Raw genomic sequence first — 11,655 nt, 5'->3', positions numbered from 1 at the left:
AAACTTTTTTCAAGCGCTTAGCTTGGCTAATTTGACCTGCTGATTCGTTTTGGTTTCTGTTGAATCCATCCCGTGTCAGCGACGTGGCATTATAGAGATTTCGATCACACTGGCAAGCCCTTTTTGAATTTTTTCTTACTTTTTTGATTGTTCGAGCGTTTTTTGTTCAAAACACCCCGTTTTCACTAGTATTCCCCTTAATTAAGGGCTTAAGGTGCGTATGTAAAGGAGGATTTATGAGTTCAATACGCAGTTATAAAGGAATATCCCCTCAGATTGGACAAGGTGTCTATATAGATACAAGTTCAGTGCTGGTTGGTGATATCAAAATCGGTAACGACTCTAGCGTGTGGCCTTTGGTTGCAGCTCGAGGGGATGTGAACCACATTCATATTGGAGAGAGAACGAATATCCAAGATGGTAGTGTCTTGCACGTCACCCATAAGAATGCAGAAAACCCTGAGGGTTACCCTCTATTAATAGGTAATGATGTCACTATCGGGCATCAGGTAATGCTGCATGGCTGCACTATTGAAGATCGTGTACTTGTTGGTATGGGAGCGATCGTGTTGGATGGCGTGATTATCCAAAAAGAAGTGATGATTGGTGCCGGTAGCTTGGTACCGCCTAATAAGGTACTTGAAAGCGGTTACCTCTATGTAGGAAGCCCAGTAAAACAAGCTCGCCCATTAAATGATAAAGAGCGTGCCTTTCTACAGAAGTCTGCAGACAACTACGTTCAGAATAAAAATGACTATCTAGACTCTGTAATTTCAGTCTAAAGCGCTTTGATCTGAATCCGATTAGAGGAGTCATACTCCTCTTCTTCTATTAACTCTTCCGCTAGCTCTTCAATATCGAAACGTAACTCTGAAAAGATAACTAAAGCTTGATCGCCTTCTTCTATATCTTTACCTGCCAATCGTGATAATTCCTCAATAGACATGACACATTCAATCAATGCGCCCGACTGTTGTGCTGGGAACGTGATTGTTCGGCTCTCTTCATCCCAATCTTGGATATCAGGAAATAGAATTGATTGATTCATTTTTTATAAACACCCCATTACATCTCTAGATTTTTACGTAATTCTCTTAAAATCTGTTTTGTTCCCGGACGAAGACCACGCCAAAGCATAAAGCTTTCTGCTGCCTGCCCCACTAGCATACCCAAACCATCATAAGCAGCATGAACACCATTATCTAATGCCCATTGATTGAATACCGTCGTTCCAGATCCATAAACCATGTCATAAACGGCGCTAGTAGAATTGAAAATCACCTCAGACACTTCAGGAAGCTGCCCGCTTAGACCAGATGAGGTAGAGTTAATAATGACATCAAAGCCTTCATTAACATCACTTAGCCCCATCCCCTTGATGTTGCCATGCGACGAAAACATCTCAGCCAGAAGTTCAGCCTTGGAGCTGGTTCGATTAGCGACCACCAGCTGTTGTGGCTTTTGGTCGAGAAGAGGTTGAATCACTCCTCTCGCAGCACCACCAGCGCCAAGAAGAAGAACACGTGCTCCTTTTAGCGTGACTTGATGTTGAAGCAGGTCTTGAACTAAGCCCTCACCATCGGTGTTATCACCAATGATCTCTCCATCATCTAACTTCTTAAGGGTATTTACGGCACCAGCTAGTTCAGCTCTCTCAGTTAGGCGATTGGCTAACTGATAGGCATCTTCTTTAAAAGGCGCTGTGACATTGCACCCTCGACCACCTTCGCTGAAAAAGGTTTTGGCAGCAGTGATAAATTGACCGTGCTCTGGCTGCAGTGCTGTATAGGTAAGTTGTTGGCTGGTTTGGCGAGCAAATAATGTGTGAATGAATGGCGATTTGCTTTGCCCAATAGGATTACCGAAAACGGCATAACGATCTACTTGCTGTGTCATATCCTTACCTAACAGAAATAATAAAAAGGGTCATCTATATAGATGACCCTATCACTATCCCTATAAGGAAGGAAGAACTACCAAACTCGAGGTTTGAGGTAGTCACTATAAAGCAGAGCTTCTGGTGAGCCAGCTTGCGGTTCATAGCGATATTCCCAACGAGCCAACGGCGGCATCGACATCAATATAGACTCTGTGCGCCCACCGCTTTGCAGGCCAAATAAGGTACCACGGTCGTAAACTAGGTTGAATTCAACATAGCGGCCACGACGGTATAGTTGGAAGTCACGCTCACGTTCGCCATAAGGTATATCTTTGCGACGCTCGACAATAGGTAAGTACGCCGCAGCAAAACCTTCACCGACAGCCTGCATATAAGCAAAGCTCTTATCGAAACCCCACTCATTTAAGTCATCAAAGAACAGACCACCAACACCACGTGTTTCGTCTCGGTGAGGAAGATAGAAGTACTTATCACACCACTCTTTGTGTTCTTGATAAACATCATCACCAAACGGCGCACAAAGATCTTTAGCAGTTTGATGCCAAGATTGGCAATCTTCATCGACAGGATAAAATGGCGTTAAGTCAAAACCACCACCAAACCACCAAATCGGGTCTTCCCCTTCTTTTTCCGCAATGAAGAATCGAACGTTCGCGTGTGAGGTTGGGATATATGGGTTTTTAGGGTGGATAACTAATGAAACCCCCATCGCCTCAAACTTACGTCCGGCTAACTCAGGACGGTGAGCGGTTGCAGAGGCAGGCATTGCTTTACCAGCGACGTGAGAGAAGTTAACTCCACCCTGTTCAAATAAAGCACCATTGGTCATCACGCGAGTACGACCACCGCCACCTAGACGATCGCCAGGTTCTCGCTCCCATGCATCTTCTTCAAACAACGCTACACCATCAGCTTGCTCAAGCTGCTGGCAAATCGAATCTTGTAGGCTCAGTAAAAACTGCTTTACTGCTTCTTTATCAATTGCTGACATCTTACTTCCTTTGCAGGGTTTAACCCTGTCTTAATATTTTCGACGTTTTTGCATCTCTAATTTCGCTTGGCTTCTCACGGCCACCCGTTTGGCCTTCTAGAATCGCGACTAAGTGTTGACCCAGTTGCTGTTGAACTTCTTCAGTCGTCATACAAGGCGGCTCGCCAGTCAGGTTAGCACTGGTAGAGGTTAACGGCTTGCCGAACTCATTACACATTCTTTGAACCAAAGGGTGATCCGTCACTCGTACCGCGATGGAATCAAACTGGCCGCTGACCCAGTCAGTAACTTTGCTGCTGGTTGGCATAATCCAAGTGACCGGACCTGGCCATGTCGCTTTCACTGTTACCAACTGTTCTTCCGTCAACTGGCTTTCATCAATATAAGGAAGCAGCTGCTCGTAACTTGCAGCAATCAAGATCAAGCCCTTTTCAACTGGACGCTGTTTTAACTCGAGTAATTTCTTGATGGCATGTGGATTATCAGGATCACAACCAACCCCAAAAACGCCTTCGGTCGGGTAAGCAATGACTTCACCTTGTTGTAATGCCTGCAATGTATGTTGAAAGTTATCCACGGGTTGCCTCATTAAGTCAGTTATCGAACTCGCTAAGTGTACAAATTATCATTCACTGTGACTAAAGCTATTTGTTTATAAAATGTATCAATTAACAACTTAGACTGACGCAAACGTTTTCCTTAAGTAATTTTACCCGTATAATGCGCGCAAAATATCTAATCACTAATTAAATCGTACCTGAAGGAGTTTGAGATGACTGTCGGTATTATCATGGGTTCTAAATCTGATTGGCCAACAATGAAGCTAGCTGCAGAAATGTTGGATCAGTTTGGCGTGGCGTACGAAACAAAAGTGGTTTCTGCTCACCGCACACCTCAGTTGCTTGCAGACTACGCAACCAGTGCGAAAGAGCGCGGTATTAAAGTAATTATTGCTGGTGCTGGCGGTGCAGCGCACCTTCCGGGCATGGCTGCTGCTTTCACAAGCGTACCAGTTCTGGGTGTTCCAGTTCAGTCTAAAGCACTGAAAGGCATGGACTCTCTGCTTTCTATCGTGCAGATGCCAAAAGGTATCGCGGTAGGTACTTTGGCTATCGGTGAAGCTGGCGCTGCCAATGCAGGCATCCTAGCGGCTCAAATCATTGGTACACACAATGAAGAAGTAATGGCAAAAGTAGAAGCATTCCGTTCTGAGCAAACAGAAACGGTTTTGGCTAATCCAAACCCTGCAGAGGACTAATTTCCATGCATGTTCTTGTGTTAGGCGCGGGCCAACTTGCTCGCATGATGTCCCTAGCTGGGGCACCGCTGAATATTGAAATTTCTGCTTTTGATGTTGGCAGCAAAAATATTGTTCACCCATTAACGCAAGCGATTCTAGGTAACGGCTTAGAAAATGCGATTGAGCGTGCGGACGTCATTACTGCTGAATTCGAACATATTCCTCACGATGTACTTGAGGTGTGTGAGCGCAGCGGTAAGTTCTTACCGACAACAGAAGCAATCAAAGCTGGCGGTGACCGTCGTCTTGAAAAATCCCTGTTAGACGAAGCGAACGTGAAGAATGCTAAGTACTACGTGGTTAACTCTCGCGAAGACTTTGACGCTGCAATTGCTCACGTTGGCTTACCAATGGTGTTGAAGAGCACACTTGGCGGCTACGACGGCAAGGGCCAATGGCGCTTAAAGACATTAGACAATGTTGACGCGACTTGGGCAGAAATGGCTGAGTGCATTACCGCGACCGACAACCAAGCGATTGTGGCTGAAGAGTTTGTTCCGTTTGACCGCGAAGTATCACTGGTTGGTGCTCGTGATACCAATGGCGAGGTTCAAGTGTATCCACTGGCTGAGAATGTTCACACCGACGGCGTGTTGAGCTTATCGACAGCGATTGATGACATTGAACTGCAAGAGCAAGCTAAAGCCATGTTCACTGCCATTGCTGAGCGTTTAGATTACGTTGGCGTGCTAGCACTTGAGTTCTTTGATGTTCAAGGTTCACTGCTTGTTAATGAGATTGCACCACGTGTTCATAACTCGGGCCACTGGACGCAACAAGGCGCAGAGACTTGTCAGTTTGAAAACCACCTGCGTGCAGTGTGTGGCATGCCACTAGGTAGCACTAAACTGATTCGTCCAACCGCAATGATCAACATTCTTGGCGAAGATACTCTTCCTGAGGCTATTCTTGCTCAAGGTGGTTGTCATGTTCATTGGTATGGCAAAGAAAAGCGTGCAGGTCGCAAGATGGGTCACATTAACGTGAGCGCTGACTACAACGCAGAATTACAAAGAGCTTTGTGCTCATTGGCTGAGATTCTTGATAAGCAAGCCTACCCTGCTGTGCATGAGTTTGCTGAGCAGATGAAGTAAGCCTACATTGGCTTATTGATATAAAAAGTTTATTGGATACAAAAACGGCGCTCAGTGAGCGCCGTTTTTTTGTGTCTATAATATCGAGTTATTGAGATTGAATGTGGTGACACTTGCGATCAGCGCATTGCTTCTTGGTACCACTGGCTGTTTTCTTCTCAAGTAACAACGGGAACTGGCACTGTTCACAACGACCTATAACAGGTGGCTGATTAACGGCGAACTTACACTTAGGGTAGTTATCACACGCATAGAAGGTTTTGCCATAGCGAGATTTACGCTCAACCAAGTGGCCTCGACCACACTCAGGGCAGGCAACAAGTGGCTGCTCTTCAGGTTGTTCTTTCGGTTGGTCCAAAGATTCGATGTGATTACACTCTGGATAACTGCTACAGCCAATGAACATCCCAAAGCGACCTTGCCTTAATACCAATTCGTTTTGGCATTTAGGACACGGAACGCCCAGCTCTTTCACCACATGACCATCATTTTGATGAAGAGGCTTGATGTAATCACAGCTCGGATACTGCTTACAGCCTAAAAATGGGCCGTGCTTACCATGGCGAAGCTGAAGCTCCCCACCACACTGTGGACATGGTTCATGCTCTAACGCATGTTCATGTGCTGAAAAAAGCTGATTATCAATCTTACTACTCATGATAAGCCTGTATTAATGCAAGATACCTTGCTCTTTGGTGTACAACAGCTCTTCCATTTGCGTGTAAGCACTTTCATTACCCGGTACATTGAACAGTACCATTAAGATAATCCACTTCAGATCATCCAACTCAAATTCATTGGTCTCTAACCCCATGACACGATCAATCACCATTTCACGAATCTCTGTCGTGAGGACGTTGATCTGCTCAAGGAACAACAAGAAACCACGACACTCCATATTAATACGTGATATCTCTTTACTTGTGTAAACACGCATCGAGGTATTAGAGCACATAGTAATCGCCGCTTGGTTATCGGTATCTTGCAGTGCAGCAAGGTCTTCTAACCAATGGAGAGCCTTATAAATATCATCTTGGTGAAACCCCGCTCGAAGAAGTTCATCTTCAAGTTCGTCTTGATCCACCTGCAATTCAGAATCGCTATGGATGTAGGTTTCAAACAAGTACATCAGTATGTCCATCATCATAGCTTAGCCTCTCCCCTTTCGAATATAGCCACCGGAAACTGCAACAACATGCCCTGAGAGCTCAAGCTCTAAAAGCTGCATCATGACTTCATGCACAGGTATATGGGTTCTCTGTGCCAAAATATCAACGGGTGTCGCCTCTAATCCTACGTTAGCTAACAGCTGTGGAAATGGCAATTGTTCATTTTCACCCTCATTCGGCGTAGGTTCGAATAAGCTCGGCTGCTGACCTATAGACCAGTTTAACAGACTCTTTATTTCAATCAGAACATCTTGAGCATTTTGCACTAAACATGCTCCAGCTTTGATGAGACTGTTACCTCCGCGACTGGTTGGGCTATGAATAGAACCGGGCAGCGCAAACACTTCTCGACCTTGCTCCATGGCATAGCGAGCGGTAATTAAAGAGCCACTCTTCTCAGCCGCTTCAACTACCAAGGTTCCGAGCGATAACCCACTTATAATACGGTTACGCCGCGGGAAATGTTCAGGTCGAGGTTTAGCGCTTGGACGGAACTCTGAGATCAGCGCGCCATTCTCACAAATTCTATCCGCTAGATTTCGGTGACGTGCAGGGTAAATGGAGTCCAAGCCTGAACCCAACACCGCGAAAGTCTCCCCTCCTTTATCTAGAGCACCATCATGAGCATAACCATCAATGCCCAACGCTAAGCCACTAGTGACAATTAAACCGTTTTGGACAAACTCTTTGGCGAAGGACTTGGCGGTCTGCAGTCCTTCAATACTGGCATTGCGGCTGCCGACCATCGCGATTTGAGGCTCGATCAGTTTTTCAACGTGACCTTTAACGAAAAGAACACTGGGCGCAGAGGCAATCTCATTAAGCAGTTTGGGATAATGTGGGCAATTAGGGGTAATGATGTGATGGTTAGGCTGTTTTGCTTGCCATGATAAGCAAGCCTCCACTTCTCTTGGGGCTTGCTCTCTTAGATAAGAAATTTGTTTGCCTGATAAACCCATCACTTGCAGCTGCTGGCTTGAGTAACCAACAATATTTAAAGGAGAATCAACACTGAGTAGGCGAGCAAGACGCTTTCCACCCAGTTGCGGAATAAAACTTAACGTTAACCAAGCGATCAGTTGCTCTTCATTCACTCGCTTCCCTCTTCTGTCACTGCAAGGTCCAAAGGCGATACCGCCACAATGTCATTACTTACTGGCTTTGAACTTTGAGTGATCAACGCGAGGCTAAAATACTCATAAGGACGAATGACCATCAAGCTACCGAGCGAGGTACTTGGTAGCTGCACTTTATTACTCGCCGCAGACTCTTTATAGCTGTATTCACCCTGCTTACCAAACACCACAGCACCGCTTTCACTGAGGGTAAACATAGAACCTTGGCGAAGGTTATCCTGTGAACCTTTGTTGATCACCACTACCTGATTCTTCGCGCTGTACTGGCTGCCATCTAATGAGCCCAAGATATTAGCAAACTGACCTGCCGCACTAGGTGCAGGATAAAACGTGGTAGAGAGCTTCACCTGATCAACACCAAGTTCTGGTAGCACAAGGTCATTAAGCAGTACCTCTTGCAGCTGAGTGTCTATCTGCAAGCTGCTGAACTCAGCATCCACCTCTTTTAAGCGCGCAGTGGCGACCAGTCGCAAAGAGGTAATACTCGCTTGGGGTTGCTGCCGTTGGTAGGTTTCAACTGCGCGGTAGATACCCCACTTTTGATGCTGTTGGTTACCTGAGATAAATAACCGTTCTACACCCGATAAGAAGCGTTTGCCATCGCTGGTACCTAATACTCGTTGCGCTGATTCGATATCTTGCTGCTCTACCAAGCGATCAGACTGTAAATATGGCAAAACCAGCCCTTCATTGACGGTAGGTACTGCTTTCTTCTCAGAGACACGAATCTTAGGGCTAAGCTTGATAACAGGCTTGAGGCTCAATACAGGCTCGCCATTAATCCAAACCAAAGACAGTTTATCTCCGGGATAAATGAGATGAGGGTTTTCTATCTCTGGATTGACCTGCCATAACCTTGGCCACAACCATGGACTATCGAGATACATCGCAGAGATATCCCACAAAGTATCGCCCTTAACCACCACATACGCCTCAGGTGCGCCCTGTTTAATGGTTAAAGGTTGCTCACTATTTTCAGCCGTAGCGGCGAACGAAATCGAGGCACAAATAAGAGATAAAGCAGGCAATAAATGACGCATGACCTAGGTTCCTTGGTCTGAATATATGACATCTGATTTGAGAATTACCTTCAGGATGCTGTCATTTGACCTCTAAAATGTCTAGAATTGAGCCAACAAGGTTTAAGCTGTTTCGGCACAGTTCAATATTTCGAGTGTATATGTCTGTATTACAAGTATTAACATTACCAGATGATCGTCTACGTACCGTGGCGAAACCGGTAAAAGAAGTTACCCCAGAGATTCAAAAGTTCGTTGATGACATGATTGAAACCATGTACGACGAAGAAGGTATCGGCCTTGCGGCAACGCAAGTAGATTTCCACCAACGCATCGTTGTTATCGATATTTCAGAAACACGTGATGAGCCAATGGTGCTTATCAACCCTGAAATTACTGAGAAGCGCGGCGAAGATGGAATCGAAGAAGGCTGCCTATCTGTACCAGGCGCTCGAGCTCTAGTACCTCGCGCTGCAGAAGTAACGGTTAAAGCACTAGACCGTGACGGCAACGAATTCACATTCGACGCTGACGACCTTCTGGCTATCTGTGTTCAGCACGAACTTGACCACCTAGAAGGCAAGTTGTTTGTTGATTACCTATCGCCACTAAAGCGTAAACGTATCCAAGATAAGCTAGCGAAGATTAAACGTTTCAACGAGAAACAAGGTTAATAACCGCTGCTATTACTAAATTAGAAGGAAGCCTACCTTGAGTCAGTCTTTAAGAATTGTCTTTGCAGGTACTCCGGATTTCGCCGCCCGTCACTTGGCGGCGTTGTTGTCTTCGGAGCATGAAGTTGTTGCTGTTTACACACAGCCAGATCGCCCAGCAGGCCGCGGTAAAAAACTCACTGCGAGCCCAGTAAAAAACATCGCACTTGAAAACAATATTCCGGTTTACCAACCAGAAAACTTCAAGTCAGATGAGGCTAAGCAAGAGCTAGCTGAATTGAACGCTGACATCATGGTTGTTGTCGCTTACGGCTTATTGCTTCCGCAGGTTGTATTAGATACGCCTCGCTTAGGTTGTATCAACGTACATGGCTCTATCCTACCGCGCTGGCGTGGTGCTGCTCCGATTCAACGCTCTATTTGGGCGGGTGATAAAGAGACAGGCGTGACGATCATGCAGATGGATATCGGCCTAGATACTGGCGACATGCTAAGTATCGCGACGCTGCCTATCGAAGCGACAGATACTAGCGCATCTATGTACGAGAAATTAGCGGGCCTTGGCCCTGATGCGCTTGTTGAATGTCTAGCGGACATCGCTTCTGGCAAAGCAGTTGCAGAAAAGCAAGACGATGAGCTTGCGAACTACGCGAAGAAGCTAAGCAAAGAAGAAGCGCGTATCAACTGGAGTGATGAAGCTGCGCATATTGAGCGCTGCGTTCGTGCCTTCAACCCATGGCCAATGAGTCACTTTGAAGCTGCTGAGAACAGCATTAAAGTATGGCAAAGCCGTGTGGCAGAGCAAACTTCTGATAAGCCTGCAGGTACCATTCTGCAAGCGGATAAAACTGGTATCTATGTTGCGACAGGGCAAGGCGTACTTGTTCTTGAACAACTGCAAGTTCCAGGTAAAAAAGCCATGTCAGTTCAGGATATCTTGAACTCACGTGCAAGCTGGTTTGAAGTTGGTACACAACTTTCTTAATCCGCTTTTAAAGCTGCTAATTACGCAGCTTAGAAAACCTTTACGAGGGCAGAGATGCCCTCATGTATTCAAATAAATATTCGGTACCCCTCATGAATGTTCGCGCTGCTGCTGCAAATGTCCTATTCCAAGTTGTCGATAAAGGCCACTCTCTGTCACACGCTCTCCCTGCGGCTCAAAAAACGATCCGTCCACGAGACCATGCTCTACTGCAAGAGATTTGCTACGGCGCACTTCGTTACCTGCCTCGTTTAGAGTCAATCGCTAACGAACTGATGGAAAACCCGCTTAAAGGTAAAAAGCGTGTATTCCACCACCTAATCTTGGTGGGCATTTACCAACTAAGCTTCATGCGTATCCCTTCGCATGCCGCGGTTGCTGAAACGGTTGAGGGCACTAAAACACTGCGTGGTCCAAGCCTGAGTGGTTTGATCAACGCTGTACTACGTAGCTACCTACGTGACCAAGAAGAACTAGACGAGAAAGCCGTTAGCCACAATGCAGGCAAATACGGCCACCCAAGCTGGATTCTAAAAATGCTTCAAGAGAGCTACCCAGATCAATGGGAGCAACTGGTTGAAGCAAACAACAGCAAGGCACCAATGTGGCTGCGCGTTAACCGCCAACACCACACTCGTGACGAGTATGTTGAACTGCTTAAAAACGAAAACATTGAATACACATTGCACCCTGAAGCTGCTGATGCCATAAAATTAGCTGCACCTTGTGATGTTACTTTGCTTCCTGGCTTCGACAGAGGTTGGGTATCAGTGCAAGACGCTGCCGCTCAGCTTTCGGTTGATTACCTAACACCAAAAGATGGTGAGCTGATCTTAGATTGTTGTGCTGCGCCAGGTGGTAAAACGGCACACATTCTTGAGCACACTCAAGACACTGAAGTGGTTGCGATTGACTGCGACATTAAACGTCTAGACCGCGTTTACGATAACCTTGAGCGTCTACAACTGCGTGCCGACGTAATTTGTGGTGATGCTCGCTACCCAGAAGAGTGGTGGATGGGTGATAAGTTCGACCGTATCCTACTTGATGCACCTTGTTCAGCGACTGGCGTCATTCGCCGTCACCCTGACATCAAGTGGCTACGTCGTGCGTCTGACATTGATGCGCTGGCTGAACTGCAAAGCGAGATTATGGATGCAATGTGGCGTCAGCTGAAAGAAGGCGGCACCATGGTTTACGCGACATGTTCTATCACACCGCAAGAGAACGTTCTGCAAGTGAAAGCATTCCTAGAGCGTACCGAGAACGCAACGCTAGTTGGATCTGATATCGAAAATCCAGGTCGTCAAATACTGCCTGGTGAAGAAGATATGGATGGCTTCTACTACGCAGTTCTAGTAAAACAGGCATAACAACTAACAGCGGC

General features: G+C 46.2%; 14 protein-coding genes. 6 read left to right on the top strand and 8 right to left on the bottom strand.

Translation table 11 applies throughout. The features are described from left to right. The first annotated feature begins 236 nt into the window (after positions 1 to 236). Positions 237 to 782, top strand: coding sequence for a gamma carbonic anhydrase family protein (locus AB4154_RS10035; protein ID WP_136974247.1), 546 nt, complete (start codon positions 237 to 239; stop codon positions 780 to 782). Here the strand turns inward: AB4154_RS10035 and AB4154_RS10030 are convergent. The 4 genes from AB4154_RS10030 to AB4154_RS10015 form a co-directional block, all read right to left on the bottom strand. Beyond that, the gene (locus AB4154_RS10030) at positions 779 to 1,048 is read right to left on the bottom strand and encodes a DUF1488 domain-containing protein (protein WP_017058764.1); all 270 of its coding nucleotides are present in this window, start codon (positions 1,046 to 1,048) and stop codon (positions 779 to 781) included. The genes AB4154_RS10035 and AB4154_RS10030 overlap by 4 nt on opposite strands. A gap of 17 nt (positions 1,049 to 1,065) precedes the next feature. Beyond that, the gene (gene aroE, locus AB4154_RS10025; protein ID WP_017067739.1) at positions 1,066 to 1,896 is read right to left on the bottom strand and encodes a shikimate dehydrogenase; all 831 of its coding nucleotides are present in this window, start codon (positions 1,894 to 1,896) and stop codon (positions 1,066 to 1,068) included. Between the two features lie 77 nt (positions 1,897 to 1,973). Beyond that, positions 1,974 to 2,891, bottom strand: coding sequence for an oxygen-dependent coproporphyrinogen oxidase (gene hemF, locus AB4154_RS10020; RefSeq protein ID WP_372122860.1), 918 nt, complete (start codon positions 2,889 to 2,891; stop codon positions 1,974 to 1,976). A 19-nt stretch (positions 2,892 to 2,910) separates the two neighbouring features. After that, positions 2,911 to 3,468 carry an L-threonylcarbamoyladenylate synthase gene (locus AB4154_RS10015; protein ID WP_017058767.1) on the bottom strand — a complete coding sequence of 186 codons (558 nt, stop codon included), beginning with the start codon at positions 3,466 to 3,468 and terminating at the stop codon, positions 2,911 to 2,913. A gap of 195 nt (positions 3,469 to 3,663) precedes the next feature. Here AB4154_RS10015 and purE point away from each other — a divergent pair, with 195 nt between their 5' ends. Together purE and AB4154_RS10005 are read left to right on the top strand one after the other, a co-directional pair. Then, positions 3,664 to 4,149 (top strand): 5-(carboxyamino)imidazole ribonucleotide mutase, encoded by a 486-nt coding sequence (gene purE / locus AB4154_RS10010; protein ID WP_004735777.1) that lies wholly within the window; start codon positions 3,664 to 3,666, stop codon positions 4,147 to 4,149. A gap of 5 nt (positions 4,150 to 4,154) precedes the next feature. Beyond that, positions 4,155 to 5,285, top strand: a complete 1,131-nt coding sequence (locus tag AB4154_RS10005) for a 5-(carboxyamino)imidazole ribonucleotide synthase (protein ID WP_372122858.1) — start codon at positions 4,155 to 4,157, stop codon at positions 5,283 to 5,285. A gap of 88 nt (positions 5,286 to 5,373) precedes the next feature. On the opposite strand, the gene AB4154_RS10000 is transcribed toward AB4154_RS10005, so the two are convergent. The 4 genes from AB4154_RS10000 to AB4154_RS09985 are packed head-to-tail and all read right to left on the bottom strand — an operon-like array spanning position 5,374 to position 8,630. Next, entirely contained in the window at positions 5,374 to 5,943 is a 570-nt protein-coding gene (locus AB4154_RS10000; protein ID WP_017063003.1) for a type I DNA topoisomerase, read from the bottom strand. 12 nt (positions 5,944 to 5,955) lie between these two features. Then, positions 5,956 to 6,432 carry a DUF494 family protein gene (locus AB4154_RS09995; RefSeq protein ID WP_029235095.1) on the bottom strand — a complete coding sequence of 159 codons (477 nt, stop codon included), beginning with the start codon at positions 6,430 to 6,432 and terminating at the stop codon, positions 5,956 to 5,958. 3 nt (positions 6,433 to 6,435) lie between these two features. Continuing rightward, complete coding sequence (gene dprA, locus AB4154_RS09990; protein ID WP_372122856.1) at positions 6,436 to 7,548, bottom strand: DNA-processing protein DprA; 1,113 nt, start codon at positions 7,546 to 7,548, stop codon at positions 6,436 to 6,438. Then, positions 7,545 to 8,630: a LysM peptidoglycan-binding domain-containing protein gene (locus AB4154_RS09985; protein WP_372122854.1), complete on the bottom strand. Its 1,086-nt coding sequence runs from the start codon at positions 8,628 to 8,630 to the stop codon at positions 7,545 to 7,547. Before AB4154_RS09985 ends, dprA begins: the two co-directional genes overlap by 4 nt. A gap of 140 nt (positions 8,631 to 8,770) precedes the next feature. Between AB4154_RS09985 and def the strand changes: the two genes are divergently transcribed. The 3 genes from def (at position 8,771) to rsmB (ending at position 11,641) form a co-directional block, all read left to right on the top strand. Next, positions 8,771 to 9,283, top strand: a complete 513-nt coding sequence (gene def, locus AB4154_RS09980; protein WP_017058772.1) for a peptide deformylase — start codon at positions 8,771 to 8,773, stop codon at positions 9,281 to 9,283. 37 nt (positions 9,284 to 9,320) lie between these two features. Further along, positions 9,321 to 10,268 carry a methionyl-tRNA formyltransferase gene (gene fmt / locus AB4154_RS09975; RefSeq protein WP_017058773.1) on the top strand — a complete coding sequence of 316 codons (948 nt, stop codon included), beginning with the start codon at positions 9,321 to 9,323 and terminating at the stop codon, positions 10,266 to 10,268. Between the two features lie 92 nt (positions 10,269 to 10,360). Next, positions 10,361 to 11,641 (top strand): 16S rRNA (cytosine(967)-C(5))-methyltransferase RsmB, encoded by a 1,281-nt coding sequence (rsmB, locus tag AB4154_RS09970; protein WP_136979567.1) that lies wholly within the window; start codon positions 10,361 to 10,363, stop codon positions 11,639 to 11,641. Positions 11,642 to 11,655: the final 14 nt, after the last annotated feature.

The organism is Vibrio sp. 10N.286.51.B11, assembly GCF_041469245.1.
GTDB lineage: Bacteria > Pseudomonadota > Gammaproteobacteria > Enterobacterales > Vibrionaceae > Vibrio > Vibrio crassostreae_C.
The sequence above is the reverse complement of the archived record's forward strand: the minus strand, read 5'-3'. Positions and strand labels throughout refer to the sequence as shown.

Excerpts from the sequence above, each read along its gene's own strand:
- AB4154_RS09995 (WP_029235095.1), bottom strand. The coding sequence starts at position 6,432 with ATGATGATGGACATACTGATGTACTTGTTTGAAACCTACATCCATAGC.
- rsmB (WP_136979567.1), top strand. The coding sequence starts at position 10,361 with ATGAATGTTCGCGCTGCTGCTGCAAATGTCCTATTCCAAGTTGTCGAT.
- purE (WP_004735777.1), top strand. The coding sequence starts at position 3,664 with ATGACTGTCGGTATTATCATGGGTTCTAAATCTGATTGGCCAACAATG.
- AB4154_RS10030 (WP_017058764.1), bottom strand. The coding sequence starts at position 1,048 with ATGAATCAATCAATTCTATTTCCTGATATCCAAGATTGGGATGAAGAG.
- AB4154_RS10000 (WP_017063003.1), bottom strand. The coding sequence starts at position 5,943 with ATGAGTAGTAAGATTGATAATCAGCTTTTTTCAGCACATGAACATGCG.
- hemF (WP_372122860.1), bottom strand. The coding sequence starts at position 2,891 with ATGTCAGCAATTGATAAAGAAGCAGTAAAGCAGTTTTTACTGAGCCTA.
- aroE (WP_017067739.1), bottom strand. The coding sequence starts at position 1,896 with ATGACACAGCAAGTAGATCGTTATGCCGTTTTCGGTAATCCTATTGGG.
- AB4154_RS10035 (WP_136974247.1), top strand. The coding sequence starts at position 237 with ATGAGTTCAATACGCAGTTATAAAGGAATATCCCCTCAGATTGGACAA.
- def (WP_017058772.1), top strand. The coding sequence starts at position 8,771 with ATGTCTGTATTACAAGTATTAACATTACCAGATGATCGTCTACGTACC.
- AB4154_RS10005 (WP_372122858.1), top strand. The coding sequence starts at position 4,155 with ATGCATGTTCTTGTGTTAGGCGCGGGCCAACTTGCTCGCATGATGTCC.
- AB4154_RS09985 (WP_372122854.1), bottom strand. The coding sequence starts at position 8,630 with ATGCGTCATTTATTGCCTGCTTTATCTCTTATTTGTGCCTCGATTTCG.